15 protein-coding genes are annotated in these 19,268 nt (G+C 50.7%); 1 reads left to right on the top strand and 14 read right to left on the bottom strand.

The features are described 5' to 3' along the window. Nucleotides 1–169 precede the first annotated feature (169 nt). The 5 genes from V8F51_RS24585 to V8F51_RS24565 form a co-directional block, all read right to left on the bottom strand. A complete protein-coding gene (locus tag V8F51_RS24585; RefSeq protein ID WP_337103156.1) occupies nucleotides 170–1,867 on the bottom strand; it encodes a polysaccharide biosynthesis protein in 1,698 nt (565 codons plus the stop codon). A gap of 572 nt (nucleotides 1,868–2,439) precedes the next feature. Then, complete coding sequence (gene spoVT, locus V8F51_RS24580) at nucleotides 2,440–2,982, bottom strand: stage V sporulation protein T (RefSeq protein WP_337103155.1); 543 nt, start codon at nucleotides 2,980–2,982, stop codon at nucleotides 2,440–2,442. A 269-nt stretch (nucleotides 2,983–3,251) separates the two neighbouring features. Next, nucleotides 3,252–4,859, bottom strand: coding sequence for a cobalt ECF transporter T component CbiQ (gene cbiQ, locus V8F51_RS24575; protein WP_337103154.1), 1,608 nt, complete (start codon nucleotides 4,857–4,859; stop codon nucleotides 3,252–3,254). Next, a complete protein-coding gene (locus V8F51_RS24570; protein WP_337103153.1) occupies nucleotides 4,822–5,172 on the bottom strand; it encodes a PDGLE domain-containing protein in 351 nt (116 codons plus the stop codon). The genes cbiQ and V8F51_RS24570 overlap by 38 nt, the downstream gene beginning before the upstream one ends. Further along, a complete protein-coding gene (locus tag V8F51_RS24565; protein ID WP_337103152.1) occupies nucleotides 5,169–5,846 on the bottom strand; it encodes an energy-coupling factor ABC transporter permease in 678 nt (225 codons plus the stop codon). The genes V8F51_RS24570 and V8F51_RS24565 overlap by 4 nt, the downstream gene beginning before the upstream one ends. 220 nt (nucleotides 5,847–6,066) lie before the next feature. Here V8F51_RS24565 and V8F51_RS24560 point away from each other — a divergent pair, with 220 nt between their 5' ends. After that, on the top strand, nucleotides 6,067–7,446 hold the full coding sequence (locus tag V8F51_RS24560; protein WP_337103151.1) for a stalk domain-containing protein: 1,380 nt from the start codon (nucleotides 6,067–6,069) through the stop codon (nucleotides 7,444–7,446). Between the two features lie 71 nt (nucleotides 7,447–7,517). Here the strand turns inward: V8F51_RS24560 and V8F51_RS24555 are convergent, their stop codons facing one another. From V8F51_RS24555 to V8F51_RS24515, 9 genes are all read right to left on the bottom strand, one after another. Next, complete coding sequence (locus V8F51_RS24555) at nucleotides 7,518–9,758, bottom strand: sensor histidine kinase (RefSeq protein WP_337103150.1); 2,241 nt, start codon at nucleotides 9,756–9,758, stop codon at nucleotides 7,518–7,520. Continuing rightward, nucleotides 9,736–10,428 carry a response regulator transcription factor gene (locus V8F51_RS24550; protein ID WP_337103149.1) on the bottom strand — a complete coding sequence of 231 codons (693 nt, stop codon included), beginning with the start codon at nucleotides 10,426–10,428 and terminating at the stop codon, nucleotides 9,736–9,738. Before V8F51_RS24550 ends, V8F51_RS24555 begins: the two co-directional genes overlap by 23 nt. A gap of 163 nt (nucleotides 10,429–10,591) precedes the next feature. Further along, entirely contained in the window at nucleotides 10,592–11,773 is a 1,182-nt protein-coding gene (locus V8F51_RS24545; RefSeq protein WP_337103148.1) for a response regulator, read from the bottom strand. Between the two features lie 16 nt (nucleotides 11,774–11,789). After that, nucleotides 11,790–13,628 carry a sensor histidine kinase gene (locus V8F51_RS24540; protein ID WP_337103147.1) on the bottom strand — a complete coding sequence of 613 codons (1,839 nt, stop codon included), beginning with the start codon at nucleotides 13,626–13,628 and terminating at the stop codon, nucleotides 11,790–11,792. A 133-nt stretch (nucleotides 13,629–13,761) separates the two neighbouring features. After that, nucleotides 13,762–14,646: a carbohydrate ABC transporter permease gene (locus V8F51_RS24535; protein ID WP_337103146.1), complete on the bottom strand. Its 885-nt coding sequence runs from the start codon at nucleotides 14,644–14,646 to the stop codon at nucleotides 13,762–13,764. A 13-nt stretch (nucleotides 14,647–14,659) separates the two neighbouring features. Next, entirely contained in the window at nucleotides 14,660–15,550 is an 891-nt protein-coding gene (locus V8F51_RS24530) for a carbohydrate ABC transporter permease (protein WP_337103145.1), read from the bottom strand. A 153-nt stretch (nucleotides 15,551–15,703) separates the two neighbouring features. Then, nucleotides 15,704–17,044, bottom strand: a complete 1,341-nt coding sequence (locus V8F51_RS24525; protein ID WP_337103144.1) for an extracellular solute-binding protein — start codon at nucleotides 17,042–17,044, stop codon at nucleotides 15,704–15,706. A 248-nt stretch (nucleotides 17,045–17,292) separates the two neighbouring features. Then, a complete protein-coding gene (locus V8F51_RS24520) occupies nucleotides 17,293–17,496 on the bottom strand; it encodes a toxin-antitoxin system HicB family antitoxin (RefSeq protein ID WP_337103143.1) in 204 nt (67 codons plus the stop codon). A gap of 12 nt (nucleotides 17,497–17,508) precedes the next feature. Next, complete coding sequence (locus V8F51_RS24515; protein ID WP_337103142.1) at nucleotides 17,509–18,381, bottom strand: SPFH domain-containing protein; 873 nt, start codon at nucleotides 18,379–18,381, stop codon at nucleotides 17,509–17,511. Nucleotides 18,382–19,268 lie beyond the last annotated feature (887 nt).

Here is a 19,268-nt window from a genome sequence, read left to right as displayed (position 1 = left end):
TGTGAAACGTATGGTGAAGCGGCAACGATGGTCAACACCCGCTATTGATGGCGGATGTAACTAGTTGTCGCTGCGTGTCGGTGATGGTGATGATGGTCGTGCTTGACGGTAAATAGCGAAAGTTTGTTTCGTTATTTCGGCTGAGACAGCTCGGCTGGGCGGAATAGCGCTAGCGCGCTGGCGGGATCAGCCGCCAGCGCCTCAGCCGGGCGGCCCATTCGCCGCCGCCCGGCAACGCGCGCCATTCGCGCGCGCTAACAGCGCCGCCGCGCAATGCCGCGGCGCCGAAGGCGCAAGCGCCGACGGCTACGCACGTCAGCGCAAGCGCAGCCGCTGCCGCCCGAGGCGGCAGCAAGCTTCCGAGCGCGGCGCCCAGCACGCGCTCGATCAGCACGAGCGCCGCGGCCATGACCGCGAGCGCGAGCATAAGGGCGGCGGCGGAACGCACGCCGTCCCTTGTCCTTGCTGCGCGCGCCGCCGACATCGGCGCGCTGCCTGCGCTTCCGGCGGCGAACATTCGCCAGCCGATCTGCGCGCCTGCTTGCGCGGCGGCATGGCGCACCGCAGCAGTGCTCAGCAGCGCCGTCGCGCCAAGTGCGGCAATGCCGGCAGCTGCCGCACCTTCTGCTCCATATGCGGGCACAAGCGCCGCATTAAAGCCAACCTTGAACAGCGCTGCGGTTAACAGCAGCAGCGCCGGAGCCCGCACAGCGCCGAGACTTTGAAGCACCGGCGCAGCTACCGCATTGACGCTGCCAGCGAGCGCCGTAACGCTTACGAGCATGAATATAACCGTTCCTTTCGAATCGGCATACAGCATAACATTAAGCGGCTCTGCCAACAAGACTAGACCAAGACAAGCCGCAGCTCCTATTCCCCAAGCCGCGCGCATGGTTACGGCAAGCTGCTGGCTTAACTGCCCATACGCCCCGCGCATTCTGGCAAGCGCCAAACCCGGCACGATTGCCGCTGCAGCCGCTCCCGCCATCATGACAACGAGCTGGACGAGCGGCTGCGCTCGACTGTAGACGCCGAATACGCTCATCGCTTCCGCCTCGGACATGCCGCTCTCATGCAGCAATCTCGGTACAGTGAACGCGTCCACCACGCCAACCGCCGGCACAACGATCGCGCCTAACGCCGCAGGCATTGCAACAACCGCCAGCCGCTTCATATCTCGCCAAAGAGTTCCGCCTTCACGCGGAATCCGCTTCTTATTTCCGTCGCGCCATGCGTACAACGCCAGGAACAGAAGCGCTGCGAGACCTCCAACGGCCGAACCGCTCATCACACCCGCCGCGATATCAGCTTCTCCCCACCCTGCCGTCCAGCTCAGCCATAATACGAATACCATAACGCCAACACGAATAAGCTGCTCTACAAGCTGCGACATCGCCGACAAAGACATTCGGCCATATCCTTGAACGTAACCTCGCAAAGCTGCAACAAACGGAACGAACAGCAACGCAGTCGACACCGCGCGGATCGCCCTCGCCGTCTCCCTGTCTCCTATCAGCAGGGACAGCTCGTCCGCTGCCGCCCATGTCAGACCAAATACGATAATGCCCGTACATCCAAGCAGCAGCATCGCCGCTTGCAAAATTCCCCGTACTCTGCCGATATCCTCGCCTCTGCGAAGCCTCTCTGCAATTAGCAGCGATACAGCCGTAGGCAGACCCGCCGTTGCCAGCACAGCCGCAAGCTGGTAAAAAGGATAAACAGCGTTATAAATGCCGAATACCCTGTCCCCTGCGATATTTTGCAACGGTATTTTCTGAAATACTCCGATAAGCTTGGATAAAAGGGCCGCCCCGGCCATAAGCATGACGCCGTTCTTCCAAAACCTGCCGGCCGGCTTACGATCCATTGTTCCACGCCCCCGCCTGTCGATCCAGTATAGTTAGTTAAAGCCTATTATACCTCACAAAAGGGGGTTATGAGCAAAGCAACAACGGTTAGCCGAACGTCTTTTTCATGAAATAACAGGAATATCCCCTGTTAAAATCAGGATTTTCCCTCCTCCGATCTACATTAGCTGGAATATATCCTGTTATTTTCTGCAAAACTCAACCCTAACCCGCCACGTAACCATGTTAACTGGACCATTTCCCTCTATTATTTAATTCTTAGCATTTTCTCGATAAATAACAGGAGATTTTCCCGTTATTTTATCGCTTTTCAGCAAGTACCGCAGCCGCTTTCGCAGCCAACCCAGCCCTTTTTCAAAGCTAAATAGAAAAAAAAGCCCTCCGGCTCAGATTGCTCTGTTCCGAAGAAGCTGTTCTCTCGCCCGCTTATGTGCTTGTACGCCGCTTTCTATTCTGTATAGCCCCCGGCCACCATCCAGCCAACAAGGCTGACTATGTTCCAACCCTCTGCCTAGCTGTAGAGGAGCCGCTGCTGCTCCATCTGCAACCCAGAGAGGCTGGGCTACTGCTGCTACTGCTCCATTTGTTTTGCTAGGAAGCCCGCCGCTGTCTCCGCCATCTTCGTTTCCATTTGCGCCATCTTAACCGATTCGTCCTTGCTGAGCAAGACAACCGTGCCGATCGGATCGCCGCCCGCGATGATCGGTGCCGCTACGATAGAGGTATATGCCTCCTGCAAATCCTTCACAACTTCGAATGTGCCTCCGCTCGCTTCAACGAGCGTTTTCCGGTTTTCCATACAGCTCTCCAGCACCGAGCCGATCTGCTTGTCCAACAGCTCTTTTTTAGACGCGCCGGCCACGGCAATGACCGTGTCTCTATCGGTAATCAACGTTATATGGTTCGTGCCCTCGAACAATGACTCGGCATACTCCTTCGCGAAGTCGCCAAGCTCGCCAATCGGCGAATACTTCTTCAATATAACTTCTCCATCTCGGTCTACAAATATTTCCAGAGGGTCTCCCTCGCGAATACGCAATGTACGGCGGATCTCCTTCGGAATCACCACACGCCCGAGATCATCGATGCGACGTACAATTCCAGTTGCTTTCATTTCATGTTGCCCCGCTTTCCTTAGAGGATTTTGAGTCTACTGGACATCTGCTGCTCGTTTATAACGAAGAGGAAAGATCCTTGAAAGTGATTTTGAATCTGACCATAGTATTCATCGACTCCCATATTCTTATGCACGCCGCTCGGTTGCAGCCAATGGCCCCATATTTCTGCAAAAGGCTCGATTTAAGCCTGTTATCACGGCTTTATTGTCTGGATTAGTGTGCTGGAAAATCAAGGCTTAGCGCTAGTACAGCCCGCCTAGGGAAGTCACTTCGATTTATCCTGCTGTGAAACCTGCTGATCCCGCTTATCCCCCGCATTGTGCTGTACCTGCTGCTCGTTCCTCACCATCAACTTCCAAATGTGCTGCGCAGCTTCAAGCACCGTCTTTGGCTTCAAGCCGCCTGTGCCCTGAAGCACGCGGAAGGGCCGCGCAAGCCGCGGAAGATGAAGGTCGGCCTTCGACAGCAAGCTGTCGTCGAATAGCAGATCGGTCGTCCCTTCGGCCAGCAGTCCGCCGTCCTTAAGCAGCAGCACACGTTGCGCCCATTCGGCGGCAAAATCAACATCATGAGTTGCGACGATAAGCGTGATGCCTGTTTCATGCATCGCTTCAAGCAGCTCCTGAAGGTCATCCCTGCTTTTCGGATCGAGGAAGGCCATCGGCTCATCAAGCACGATAATGTCCGGCTCCATCGCAAGCACGCCTGCAATTGCCACCCGCCGCTTCTGACCGTAACTGAGCTCGAACGGTGACCGATGACGATACTCCAGCATATGAACAGCTCCTAGAGCCTTCTCCACACGCTGCCTGATCTGCTCATCCGTCAGCCCCATATTGCCCGGACCGAATGCTACGTCCTCCTCGACGGTAGTCGAAAATATTTGATCGTCAGGATCCTGGAATACAACGCCGAGTCGGCTTCTAAGCCGCTTCACTCCGCCTTCGGCCAACAATTCTCCCAGCAGCCTAACCGATCCCTCAGACGGCTGCTCAAGCCCGCTGAGCAAGGATATGAGCGTTGACTTGCCCGCTCCGTTAGGTCCCATCAAGGCAACCTTCTCCCCTTGTTCGATACGGAAGCTGACGTTATGCAGCGCCTCTACAGCGCCATATCGATAGGAAACGCCGAGCACCTCAATAGCCGCCTCCTTGTCTCCCCTCTCCAGCATGCCCCATCTTCCCCTTTCGCTTGCATCTTCATGGCCGGCGAACCCGCCGCGCGCTAGGATTGAGCGGTATATCCGCTCACTCCGTCCTTGCGAGCGAAGAAAAAGGACGCCGAGCAGCTCTCCGAAACGCTTATACGTTCTACGGCTCCATAACCAGCCGTCAAGCACAAGACCTCGTGAGCGCTGCGCCTTCACCATGCTCTGGGCCTCCGCTTTAAGCAAGTAGAAGTAGCGCAGCATCAGACTAATAATTTCGATTAGCACAGCCGGAATGCCGACAGCCCTCAAGCTCTTAATCAATAGAAACTGAGGCGTCGTTGCGCTCAAATACGTAATGAGCAGATTAGCGCAAACAATCTTCAATAAAATCAATTCCGCTTGGCGAATGCCTTCCGTGCTCGCTGTCTGACCGAATAAAGTGAACACCGGCTCTCCAGCCGTATGGAATGGCAGAAGCACGACCGCGCCAAGGCCAAAAGGAATAATGAGCAGCAGCCGCTTCACGATTGTCCGAAGCGAGACCCCCGCCCAGAGCAGCCCAAATAGAAAACATCCTGCCGCCCCCATTAGAGCCGCAGGATGTCTCAACAATACAGCTACAACTAATAACCCGAATACCGTCAATAATCTCCGCTTTGCCTGCCGTAAAGTAGATCGTGTTGCTTTAGAGCTGTCTCGCTCCATCTCCATATGACTGTGCATTCGCTTTCCCCCTCCGTGACGCCAGCCCCTTCATGGAAGCCCACAGAACGACGGCCATAATGCCCGCACCGATCACACCTGCTAATCCAACACGAACCGCCGTCCATGGAATGCCCGCTACCTCGTAATCAGGAATCGGCGCCCATTCATGCACAGCACCCGCTTGGTCAATGAATCCATGGTCTTCCGCCACCCGCTCCAGACCGTCCGGATGCGGCGATGCCCAAGGCGACAGCAGTCCCGCTATAACGAGTGTAACGACGAGCAGCACGATCCACTTGCTCTTACTTCCCGTAATTTGAAATTCGCTCATTGCAATGCCGCTCCCTTCACTTGCACTTTGCTGCGCTCGAGCAAATAGCCTGTTACGAGCGTCGTAATGAGACCTTCTCCGATGCCGATCAGCATATGCCAGCCAACCATCGCTTTCAAGGCTAAGCCAAGCTCAAACGTGCCAGACCAAGCGAGCAGCAGCCCTACCCCTGCCGAAGCCGCTACGATAGACAACCATGAAGCGATGAACGTAATGAATATCCGACCTTTGCCGCCAAAGAGCTTCATGCCTGCCTTATATACGCCATAACCGACAAAACAACCGATGAAGCCCGTACACAAAATGTTCGCGCCAAGCACCGTAATGCCACCGTCTTGGAATACAAGGGCCTGAATAATTAATACAGCGGCCATGACGATCGTCCCGATCCAAGGCCCGAACAAAATACTCGTTAACGCTCCGCCCAGAAAATGCCCCGACGTCGCACCGGCAATCGGGAAGTTGATCATTTGCGCCGCGAAAACAAAAGATCCAATCAGCGCCACCATCGGCACCTGCTTGGACGACGATACCGCTAATTTTGTTTTATTCAAACTGTAGGCTACCGCCGCAGCCCCTACCGCTGTCGTCGTAATCCATGCTTTTGCGTCCAAAAATCCGTCAGGTATATGCAATTGAAATCCCCTTTCCAGTATCGGCATGTCATCTTTCATGACACCCTTCTTTTTCCTTATTATCAGATAGGCGGATTTTTTCGTCAAGATATATCCAAGTGGGGAAGTCTGAGCCGAAGAAGCCGCATCTATTTCATTTGAAACTGAGGGAGTAGAGGAAAGATAGTCTGACATTATGAATTAAATTCGCACATCGCAACTTATTAGGCTAACCTCGCGTCTATACACGTATCCAATTTTGTTAATTTAAGGAGACCACATGAGAAAATTATACGTACTAATCGCTATCCTTCTTTCAGCCTCCTTGCTCTCTAGCGGGTACAGCACCATTGTGAACGCCGCGAAGACAACGATGATCACCGCAATGCCACTCACTGGCATCATCGATATCGATGACCGAAGCCATGCCGACAATTTCTACGCGCTTCAAAACGACGGAACCATTTGGATTGGTAACGGCAGCAAACCAGCCATAAGAGGCCCGCAAGTTCCCGGCGCTGTTAAAATTTCCGGTCAGCTTATTCTTACCTCATCCGGCGAAGTATGGACATGGGAGAACGCCGGGGATACGCCGAAGCGTATTGTCGAATTGTCTGGTATTAAAGCTATAAGCTCACGAGATGCCAGCATGGCTATTAACAACAAGGGGCAGGTTTACGTTTGGGGCAATACTTGCCTTACTTCTCTCATAAGACCTGACTTTGAGGATAATTGGGGTCTATGTGCTAACGCCTACCACAACAGCCCAACTCCGGCCGATGATAAGCTGGCGAGCATACCCAAGCTTGCCATTGAGGGAGCGAAAGGGATTAAAGCATCCCTGCAATATATAATGATTCTAATGGCCGACGGCAAAACGGTTAAGGTGTACGGGAATACCACAGGTATGAGTTACGGCATGTATGAACGTGTTTTCGATAAACCGGTCGTCGATTTTGACGGTTACGACAAAGATTATACCGGTTACTCCACCTACATCACCATTCCTAATGACATCTCGAGTAATGCGGGTAACTATGTACAGGTGAGCCAAGGCTATGGAGGCAGCTATAAGCTTCTCTTGCACAAAGACGGTACCGTATGGGGAGATTCGGTCTGGAGTGAAGATCCTGCACGGCGCATAGCTCCGCTCAAGGATATCATTAAGATTGCGGCTGTCGCCTATAATAGCGGTACGGCTTTGGATAAATACGGAAAAGTATGGACATGGGGCGCCCGCACCAACATTCCATACCAAGAAACGTCAGAGAAACTGCTGACTAACGTCAACGCTAAGCCCTCTCAAAAACAGCTGTCCCTACGGATCAACGGCAAGTTCATCGTTTCCGATCCCGGCCCAATCCAGACGAAAGGGACGACTTTCGTGCCGGTTCGCTCTTTATTCGAATCGATTGGCGCGAAGATCGGCTACAGCTACGATAACGTCACCGTCTCTTACCGCAAGCAGCTGCTTGCCTTCAAAGTGTACGACACGAAAGCGACCCTCGATGGCAAGAGCGTTGTGATGCCTGCAGCGCCGCTCTCCTATCAGGGCAGGACCTACGTGCCTCTCCGCTTCCTGGCGCAAGCGTTCGGAGCCAAGGTGCAATGGAACAACAACATTGACGGCGTCGATGTGCAGTTCCCTGAGGCGGGCTAGCTTATCAATTCAAAAGGCGCGTCTGCGCATATTCCGCTTGAAGCGGAATTAGTGCAGACGCGTCTTTTTCATTAACCTTCCAGCTTCAGAATGACAATAACCTTGAACAGGTCTCCGTCTGTCTCGATAACGAGACGCCCCTCATGGAGATCCACGATTGACTTGGCGATTGCCAGACCAAGCCCCGAGCCCTCCGTATGCCGGGACGTGTCGCCGCGTTTGAACCGTTCAAGCAGCTCCTCGCCATCCTCGCTGTATTCGTATTTCGATATATTTTTGAACGTGACATGTGCGTGTTGATGGTCTTCTGCACGTATCGCTATATATGCTCGCGAGTGGTCCAATGAGTACTTCACCATATTGCCGATCAAGTTGTCAAACACGCGCCATAGCTTCTGTCCATCCACCCTCGCATACACCGGCGTTTCAGGCATAGAAATGCGGAATTGAACGCTGGAGCCTTCGATGACATCGTTATATTCACCCAGCGCCTGCTGCAATAACTGGACAAGATCGGCCTGCGCAAGGGTCAATTCCACGTTGCCGCTTGCCATCTTCGACACTTCGAACAGATCGTCGATCAGCACCTTCAGCCGCTTCGACTTCTGATCGATGATATCGATGTAAGCCAATCTCTCCTCGCTCGATACGTCTTCCGCTTTCAATAGTCCCGTATACGTAATTATCGATGTAAGCGGCGTCCGCAGATCATGGCTTACATTCGTTATTAGCTCTGTCTTAAGCCGCTCGCTCCGCGCCTGTTCATTCTGCAGCGTCCGAACGCCTCGTTTCAATATGTTCATATTGGCAGCCATCGCGGCGAGCATCGATTTTCCGGTTACCGGCAGCTCCTGTCCCATGCTGCCGGCTGCCAACTCGTCTGCCGCTCTCGCTACTCGGTTCAGGTAGCTTACTTTCTTCACGAGAACAATAACAACGGGAATCCCTATGAACACAAGCAGAGCTAAATAAACAGTTGCCGTCGCGGAATCTAATTTAAAATAGCTGCCATAGAACAGCAGGTTGCTGGCGGCGCCCAAACCAAATACAATCAGCAACAAAATCATGAGCAGCACGCCTGTGCTTTTGATGAGAAAGGCATCTTTCATACCATTATATAGGTGTATGACGTAAGATTTCACATGCTTGCCCATCCGGTACGACAAGCCTTGCTTCCATTGATGCTTGACACTCTCTCTATCCATTCGCTCTGCCGCCAGCAACTGCGCTTGCATGATTACAGCAGCCCAGCATACGGAGGCAATTATGATAATGACGGTAAGCTTCCTGCCGTAGATCCATGGCTGCTCGAATATCATTTGGAATTGATCCGACACGGCAACGGGCAGCCCCATTGCGAGTAACCCCGTTGCCAAGAGCAGCAGACCTTTGGCATCGATAGGCAGCTTGCTGTAATAGAGCGCCCAGCTTCCTTGCTCTGCCGGAATTGCCTTCACCTTCTTGAAGTGATAGACACATCCGATAAACGCAGCTAAGCCGAATACGGCATAGAGTAGCAATAGGATTTGCTCCTGCCGATAACGATCTGCTTCGTCAACAAAGCGACTTTTATCCGACACCCCTACAATGCCTTCATACGAGTCGAGTGGGAGTTGGATCAGATCATGGTTCGAAATCCATTCATGAAAGGATAGATTCGAAGATACCGTATAGCTGGTCGTGAACCTCTTATCGTCAGCAATCATCTTGCGGTTAGCTAGTTGTTCCTGCAGAATGCCAAGATTCGTAACAACTTTTCCGTTCATGCTATTTTTGAAGAAATAATCGAACTGCATCTTGAAGTCGTTATATTCGCCGCGGAAGTTTTCCCGCTCCTCATAATAAAACTCAATCCTTTGTTCCTTTTGTTTCATGAGTACCGATCTGACATACTCGTCATCTTGGAAGGCCCTTGTGGCTTCTTTTATTCTCTGATCCCGCTCCGCCGTGTAGAAATCCACCGCTTCTTGATTGTCGGCCGCCAGCGCTTCTTCAATCCGAGGCCCGTATTCGAGCTTAAGATTAGCCATCGTATCAGTGAACGAACCAAGCCCGTTGCGATACTCGTAAATCTCATCCTCGCTAACCGCAATAGACGACTTCGCATCCTCGGGCGATACCGCATTCAGCTCGAACAAGTTCAAAAATTGAGCGAACCCGTCCAGCTGTTTTTGAAATTCCGGCGTATGGTAATAATCGCGATACACATAGTTGTCGCTCAAGGAGATCAATGTCAACGGTCCGCTTAGACCGACAATGAATAACAGCGCGTAGACAAATACGGTTAATCTACTTCTCCATTTTGTATCCAATTCCCCACACCACCTTCAAGTATCTCGGATTTTTGGGATCGATTTCGATTTTTTCGCGGATTTTGCGGATATGTACGGCAACCGTATTTTCAGCATTGTAGCCTTGCTCGTTCCATACGCGTTCGTAAATCTCGTTAATGGAGAAAACCCGTCCGGCATTTGTCATAAGCAGCTCCACAATCTTATATTCGATCGGCGTCAGCTTGACCGGATCACCGTGAACCGTCACTGCCTTAGCCTCCTTATCGAGGCCAAGTCCATTCAATTCAATCGCTTTGCGTATACCTTCGTAAGCCCCTAAGTTCACATATCTGCGCAATAGCGACTTTACGCGGGCTACAAGCTCCATAGGATTAAACGGCTTCGTCACATAATCATCCGCCCCAACGTGAAGCCCTAATATTTTGTCGACATCCTCGCTCTTAGCGCTCAAGATAAGAATCGGTATATTCTTTTTATCGCGAATCTTATAGGTAGCAGCTATTCCGTCCAATCTAGGCATCATAATGTCCAAAATAATAAGGTGAACAGGATGCTCATTAATTACATCCAGCGCTTCCATACCGTCCTTCGCCTTGCGTACGGAGACGCCCTCGTTCTTCAAATAAATCTCGATCGCATCGCGTATTTCCTGATCATCGTCCACAACAAGCACAACGTACTGCTCCATGCCCTTCCTCGCTTTCCCCGCAGCTATTCTCTTTCCATATTTTAATAGTAATCGAGATTTCTTAATATCCCTTCACAATAATTATGAAGAACTTCTTAATATTGGCGGCAAAAAGAAGCGTCCATCGATTCCCTTCGATGGACGCTTCTAAGTGATCTCTACGCTATTCCGTATGCACCGCATGCTCGCTTTTCTGCCTGAACTCCGAAGGCGTCTCGCCGTATTTCTTGCGGAATAGCTGGGAGAAGTGACGAATATCCTGATATCCAATGCGTTCCGCGATGTCGGCAAGCTTAAGCTTCCGATTAAGCAGCAGCTGCTTCGCCTGCTCCATTCGCAGTCCGATGACATATTCCTTAAAGCCCAGGCCCGTCTTCTGCTTGAACAGCTGGCTGAAGTAGACCGGATTCAAGTAGACGATAGACGCCACCTTCTCCAGCGACAGATCGGCATGGTAATGAGTCCGGATATATTGCTGGGCGACTTCAATGGCTTGATCGCCGCCGCTCGCATAATGCTCATATACCTGTGTCGAGGAAGCCTGCCTCATCCGGTGCACCTCGGCCGGTATCGCATTCACATCCTCGATCTGCTCCGTATGCATGATCTGGAAAGGCACGCGCAAGTATTTGATGAGGTGTGAGCGCAATTCCTCGAGCAGCGAGGCCAGCGTATGCCCCTCCTCAAGCGTAATGAGACCAAGCAAGCTCTTATTATCATGAATAGTCACGAAACCCTTACCGTAACGACCAATCAGCTCGCTAAGCACATTCTCGATAATGAAATGCTCCAAGTGGACTACCTTCTCGCTATCCATCTTCACCATAATGAGATGAAAGTGAGGATGGCTTTCCATGAACGGGTTTACATCGATACGCCCAATGTCGAGTCCCGATGCCCATCGCTGGAACACCGCCTCGCGCAAGTAGTTGCGGTTCACTTTCAGAAGCTCGGCGTCCTGCGTCAATTCCTTCTCACGCATAATTTCCTCGCTCAGCTTTTCGATCATCTCAATCAATATTTCTTTACCGATTGGCTTCAGCAAATAATTTTTTGCGCCAAGCCGAACCGCTTCCTGGGCATATGCGAATTCGGAATGAGCCGAGATGACGACCCACTTCATATGCGAATAGCTGTCTGCAGTCAGCTTCATCAGCTCCAGACCCGACATGCCCGGCATCAATATATCGGTTAGCACGACATCGATCCGATTACTGCGCAGCCGCATCACCGCTTCTTCCGGGTTGCTTGCCAGAAATACGGCATGTTCTTTAAAGTGGTTCTCAAGCGTCCGCTTGATCCCCTCCCTAATCACCTTCTCGTCGTCTACAATCAAAATATTCATCTTACCATCCTCCTTCCTATAAGACGGGAAGCGGCATAACGATTACAACCGTCGTCCCTTCCTCTTGTACGCTATCAATGCGAAGCCCGTAAGACTCGCCGAACATAATGACCAGCCTATGATGAACGTTCGGAAGGCCAATTCCCCGCCTTACCGGCTCGATTCCCGGTTCGCTCTGCGTACTTCTGCCGAATACCGGCTCTTTAATCAATCGTCTAATATGTTCAAGCGTTTCCTCGCTCATGCCTATTCCGTTGTCAGATATAACGATGCGCAGCTCTCTAGCTTCCTCATCCGCCTCCGCGTATACCCGCAATATACCCGGCCGCCCCTGATCAAGCGGTTCAAGACCGCTCTTCACCGCATTCTCGATAATCGGCTGCAGCGTCATCTTCGGCATCGGCGCGTCCAGCCACCGGTCCTCGACATCGATCTCCGTCGTCACCCGACCTTCAAGTCGATTCTCTATAATCGTCATATAATGACGCATCTGATCAAGCTCCTGACGCAGTGTCGTCTTGGATGCTTCCTCCCAGTGGCTGCTGTAGCGGAACATTTGCGACAAAGAAAGAATCACGCGCCCGAGAAGGTCATTCTCGCGCTCGTCCAGCATCCAGTAAATCATATCAAGCGTGTTATATAGAAAATGCGGGTTCACCTGCGACTGCAGCGCCTGCAGCTCTGCGTTCTTCTCACTAATGGAGGAGAGAGTTATTCGTTCGATCAATTCGTCCATCCGCAGCACCATCCGATTGAAGGACGATACGAGGCTGTTGATCTCCTCGTACGAATTGACGTTCACCGCACCGCGAAAGTTCCCCATCTCTACTTGTCTCATCTCACGAATGAGCAGCTTGAGGGGCCTCGCGATATTGCGGGAGATTAAGCTTGCCAGCACTGTAGACAGAACGATGACGGCCGCTATAACGATCAATAAATATAGTCTAGTCTGTGCAAGCTCCGCGCTTATATCCGCTTTCGGGGTTAATCCGAATACGGTCCAATTAGCCATCGCCGCGTTAGCCGATACAATAAGCTGATCCGTTCCGTTGTCGATGACGATTTCATTATCGGTTGGCCTAGGCAACCCGTTGAAGGACGGATACCGCTTCTGCTTATCATCATCGGTCGAGATACCTGGATCGGTCGTCGCAATGACACGATTATCAGGATCTACGATATAAACTCTACTATTGGGACTGATTGTAACATTAGACAAGGCAGACATAATCGGCTTCGGATCGGTCTCGATTAGAAGGATGCCGATTGGCTTGTAATTGTTGAAGTCATACAGCTGACGACCAAAAACGAATACGGTATCCTGCTGCAAAATGCTATTAATCAACGATCCCTGCGACAACCCGAGCCAAACCATTTTCCCGTTCGATTCGACGAGCTTCCGGTACCAATCGGTCGAGCTGTAGTTCCGATCGACGATGCCGGCGAATCGGCGTTCATAGCTGTATACCTTGCCGCCCGCCGATATAATATGAATGCCGATAATATCATCCCGCGAATAATACGCCGCCCCGAGCAAATTCGTAATCGATCGTTCGCTAATAAAGCCAACCTCGCCGTTAACGTCTTCCTTATCCTTCTCCATAATGAGCCGTGTCAGCTCGGAGTTGCTGCTCAGCGACTTCGTGACGCTGTCATAACCCTCCAACAGCAGATTGAACAGTCCAACCGTCTGCGAAATATTTTTCTCAGCAAGATCGCTGATCTTGGAATGAATGATTTGGGTTGTCTTCTGGTAATATAGCACGCATACGAGGATGAGGAGGGTCATCGTCGATATGAGAAATAACAGAAACAGCCGGCTTCGAATTGAATGCCGGTTCCACCTTCGCAACATGTCCGCTCCCCCTCTCTATTGCTGTAATATCCAACGTATTGAACATAATTTTATACTATCTTATATTTGCACGAAAGCCGCACGACATGTGCGACTCGCAGTCTTGCTGAAACGACAAAAACGGCGAAGGGGATTAACCCTTCACCGCACCTGCTACCATGCCCTTCGTAATCTTGTCGGCAAGCAGGAAGTAGATAATGATTACCGGCAACGCGCCGAGTACGAGGAACGCCCCGATGGCACCGTAGTTGACGGAATATTGGCTAACGAAGCTGTTCACCCCGAACGGCAGCGTCTTAAGCGCTTCGGACGAAATGAATGTGGATGCGAGTATATATTCGTTCCAGATGTTGATGAACGTTAAGATACATACGGTCATCATCGGCGGTATCGATACCGGCAGGATGATGTTCCAAAAAATTCGGAACACGCCCGCTCCGTCGACAACGGCCGATTCCTCGATTTCATGAGGAATGGTTCTCATGAAGCCGCTGAGAATGAACACGGCAATCGGTGTTTGGAATGCAATATACGGCAAAATGATCGATGCGTGCGTATTGAGAATGTGGATGTTTTTGAAAATCAACATCAGCGGTAGAAGCGTCGCTTGCATCGGAATCATCATCCCGATCAAGAAGATCAGCATGACCGCCTGCCCGTATTTCCAACGGAAGCGGCTAATTGCGAACGATACGAGCGAGGCTAACAGCAATACCCCGACCATTGTAATGGTCGTAACGAACAAGCTGTTGTACAAGTATTTGAAATAATTTCCTGATTCAATTGCATTGGTGAAGTTGACCCACTGCGGCGATGCCGGAAGGGCGAAGAAGCTGCCCGCCAATATTTCCTCATTACTCTTAAGCGAATATATGGCTAGCCACAGAAGCGGATACAACTGGGTAACGAGCAGAATGCCGAACAAAATATACGATACGATTTTGCCGATACTAAAGCTCCGTTTCCCTCTCACTCTCGCCTGTGGTTTAATTGCGCCGGCCCCGATTGATTGACTCATGGTTGTTCCCTCCTTACGTGTATTTCCGTTCTACTTTGTTGAAGACGAAGTTGATAATGAACGTTGCGACCAAGCAGACAAGCACGAGGAATGCCGCAATAGCACTTCCGTAACCGTACTTCATCGACAGGAACGACATGTTGTACATGTGTGTCGAGATGAGGTCGGTCGCATGCGCTGGACCGCCGCCCGTCATAACCATCGTCAAGTCGAACGCTTGTAGGGAACCTATAAATGCAAGAACGATCGATATCTTAAAGATCGGAATATTCATTGGGAAGGTGATGTACCAGTCGGCTTTAAGCCCGTCGGCGCCATCGATCTTAGCCGCCTCGTACACATCGGCCGGAATGTTCTGAATACCAGTAAATTGAATGAGCAAGTGGTAGCCGAAGTATTGCCACAAAGCTACGAAATACAAGCTGTACATCGCAATGCTCGGATCCGTGAGCCAAGCCTGCGTCCAAGAGCCTAATCCAACTGCTTCTAGAACCTGATTGAGCATACCGCCCATCGAAGCCGGGTTATAGATGGTTTTCCATAGCTGCCCGATAATAACGACCGACAAAATAATCGGCAGAAAATAACTCGATACGAGGAAATTCGGTTTTTTCACATAACGGTTCAACAATATAGCAATAAACAGCACGACTGGAATCTCCGCCATGGAGAATACGGCGAACATCAAGGTGCGGCGCACAGACGGCCAGAATACGGCATCGTCAAAAAACATCGTTTTAAAGTTGGCCAAGCCAACGAACTTCGATTCTCCAATACCGTTCCAATCCAGCAAGCCGCTGTACATCGATACGATTATGGGTACAAATACAAGCAGTACGTATAGCAGCAAACATGGCAGTACGAACAGCGCAATTGTAAATTTAGAAACCTTCAGTACGTTCATCTCGCGCTCCTCCTTATAAAAAAATGACAAAAACAATCATCACAGTTATGGTTCGCTTACTGGCGAAATGTGTATACACGATAACGGAGGGGGTCTTAAGCAAGAACCCCTCCGCTCCGCGTTATCTCTACTTTTTTTGTTCAAAGCTTAATCTTATTTCTTGTTGCTTTCGTAAGCCGATTGATGCTCTTTGGATACTTTTGCGGACTCCACTTTTTGAACGAACAGGTTTTGGATGCTAGTCAAGTGGCCTTGAGCCGTACCAGGGTTCATCGTGTTATCGAACGCAAGGTCTCCGCCTTTAACGTCTTTGAACATGCCCAGAACTTCCATTGCCATGTCGGAGTAGCCGGCAGCTTTGAAGTCGCCTTCTACTTTTTGTGCAAGACCTACTGCGCCTTTAACTTCGAAAGCTTCTTTAGGGAAGTTCAGCATGAAGTAGTTCAAGAAATCTTTTGTTTCTTCCAGGTGTTTGCTGTCTGCGGCGATCGCGAACCCGCTGCCTGGTGCAAGCATGAATTCGTTAGGATCGCCTTTGCCGTTTACAGTAGGGAATTTGAATACGCCCACTTTGCCGTTAACGGACGAAGTTTCGATACCGCCAGTTGCCCAGCTGCCCATGTAGTACATAGCCGCTTTGCCTGTTTTGAACAGGTTCTCGCCGGCATTGTAGTCGAACGATGTAGCGCCTTCTTGGAATGCGCCAGCTTGGATCAAGCTTTGGAAAGCATCAACAGCTTCCGTGAATGCTGGATCTTCGAACGTTTTCTTGCCGTCAACAACTTCTTGCAGGAAGCCAGGGCCGTTCGTACGTAACAATACGTTCATGAACAAGAACGAACCTGTCCAAGTGTCTTTCTCGCCGATTGCCATTGGCTGAATGCCTTTAGCTTTCAAATCTTTAACGACTTGTACCATTTCTTCGAACGTTGTTGGCACTTTTACGCCAGCTTGGTCGAACAGCTCTTTATTGTAGTACACAAGGCCGATGTTGTTGCCATCCGGCAAAGCGTACAGGTTGTCGTCGAACGAGTAGAAATCAAGAATACCTTCTTGGAACGTATCCTTCAGGCCATTCTCTGCTACCATGTCGTTCAGAGGAGCGAACAGCTTCGCTTCTACGAAAGGTTGCATTTGCGCAGCAGGGTTAACGACCGTAATGTCTGGAACTTCACGCGAAGCTGCTTGTGTTTTGAGCTTCACTTTTTGTTGGTCCGTATTTAGCGAGTCGAGTTCGATCTTCACGCCCGGATGATCTTTTTCGTATTGAGCTACGATTTTTTTCATCATGCCGTTTTTCGGATCGGTAGGGTCCGGATAAATGTTTTGGAACGTGATTGTAATGTTGTCTTTCTTGCCGCCGCCGTTGTCAGTACCACCGTTCGTGCCAGTGTTCGCGCCTTCGTTGTTGCCGTTGTTAGCGCCGCATGCCGCAAGGCTAAGTGCCAGCGTACCTGCCATAGCAACTTTCAATATGCCATTCATTTTGTTCATTTGTGTATCCCCCTTATTTGTGGATGTGTTCATTATGCTCTGATCTGCAACCCCTTACAATGCGCGAACTTAGGATAAGAGGTGTGTTTTCTTTAGGTCGACTTCGGTTTCCCACATACACCTAAATAGTATTGTTGCGGGGCCTTTGCAATATGCGGAAATAATGTAATGCTTGTCCGCTCCAATATTTGAAAATAAAAAAGACAGGTGACCGATTAGGTTTCGGTCACCTGTCTTCTCATTCAATTTCAAGCTTGATGCTCATCATCTGAATCGCTCGGAGGCATAGGAGGACGTACAGCCTTGAGCCGGCCTGCCTTACCTAACGCCTCGCGCAGCAGAAACTCTATATGGCCGTTCACACTGCGGAATTCATCCGCAGCCCACAGCTCAAGCGCGCGATGGAGTTCGGGATCTAATCGGAGCGCGAATGCTTTCTTTTCTTTTCCCATTCGATTAGCCCGTTAGGTGTAGAGCGATCCCGTATTAATTACCGGGGTAGCCGAACGATCCGATACGATCGCTACCATCAGATTGTTGACCATTGCCGCGCGCCGCTCCGTATCAAGCTCGATTCCGTTCTCCTCCAACTGCTTAAGCGCCATATCCACCATACCGACCGCCCCTTCGACGATCTTCTGCCTTGCTGCTACGATAGCCATTGCCTGCTGCCGCTGCAGCATGGCGCTTGCAATTTCAGGCGCATAAGCAAGATGCGTAAGTCTCGTCTCCAGCACTTGTACGCCTGCAACAACTAGCCTTGTTTGCAGCTCTTTAAGCAGCTCAGCCGCTACTTCATCCGCATTGCCGCGCAGCGATAACACGTCATCCGTGCCGTAGGTGTCATACGGGTATTGAGCCGCAATATGCCGCACCGCCGTCTCGCTTTGAATCTCGACGAAGCGCTCGTAATTATCGACGTCGAATGTCGCGCTCGCCGTATCCTGTACTTTGAAGACGACGACTGCGCCAATCTCGACCGGATTGCCTTCGGCATCATTGACCTTCAGCGTCTGGCTATTAAAGTTGCGCACCTTAAGCGACACATTCTTCTTGTTCGTTAGTGGCAGTACCATCCACAAGCCGCTCTCCACAACCGTTCCCTTATACGTACCGAAGAAAGTAACAACCTTAGCTTCGTTCGGTTGCACAATCATTAAAGATGACAAACAGATTATCGCAAAAAAAACAAGAAATACTCCGATGCCGATCAGCAGTTCAGACGGGTCATCGACAGGTGCTTCATTAACGAACAGAACAATGCCGCCAATCACAGCTATTATCGAGACCAGCAATGCCATATATCCGCTTACGTACCACGACTTTTTCTCTTTCAAAAGCGCCACCCCTTGTGATCATATTGTTTTGATATTTTTATGATATCACTTTTTACAAATAGTTGCAAATGATTTGGTTGAACAAATTAATTGCTGGTGAATAGCGTAAGGGGTTTCGCTATTGCGGCCAAGGCGGGTGCTCGGTGAGTAGTTAGGGATCGATCGCGCGCGAATAGCGAAATTTTGTTTCGCTATTTCGGCGTAGAGGCTTGGGTTAGTGCAAATAGCGAAAGGGGTTTTCGCTATTGCGGCCAAGGCGGGAGCTCGTTGAGTAGTTGGAGCTCGATTGCGCGCGAATAGCGAAATTTTGTTTCGCTATTTCGGCTTAGAGGTTTCGGTTGATGCAAATAGCGAAAGGGGTTTTCGCTATTGAGGCCAAGGCGGGAGCTCGGTGAGTAGTTGGAGCTCGTTTGCGCGCGAATAGCGAAATTTTGTTTCGCTATTTCGGCGTAGTGGCTTCGATTGGTGCAAATAGCGAAAGGGGTTTTCACTATTGTGGCCAGGGCGGGGGCTCGGTGAGTAGTTGGAGCTCGATTACGCGCGAATAGCGATATTTTGTTTCGCTATTTCGGCGTAGTGGCTTCGATTGGTGCAAATAGCGAAAGGGTTTTTCGCTATTGTAGCCAAGGACGGGCTGGAAGCGCGATTGGAGCTCGATTGCGCGCGAATAGCGAAATTTTGTTTCGCTATTTCGGCTTAGAGGTTTCGGTTGATGCAAATAGCGAAAAGTTTTTTCGCTATTGCGGCCAAGGCGGGGGCTTGGTGAGTAGTTGGAGCTCGGTTGCTCGCGAATAGCGAAATTTTGTTTCGCTATTTCGGCGTAGTGGCTTCGATTGGTGCAAATAGCGAAAGGGTTTTTCGCTATTGTAGCCAGAGCGGGAGCTCGT

Source organism: Paenibacillus sp. YIM B09110 (assembly GCF_037167145.1).
Lineage (GTDB): Bacteria > Bacillota > Bacilli > Paenibacillales > Paenibacillaceae > Pristimantibacillus.
The sequence above is the reverse complement of the archived record's forward strand: the minus strand, read 5'-3'. Positions and strand labels throughout refer to the sequence as shown.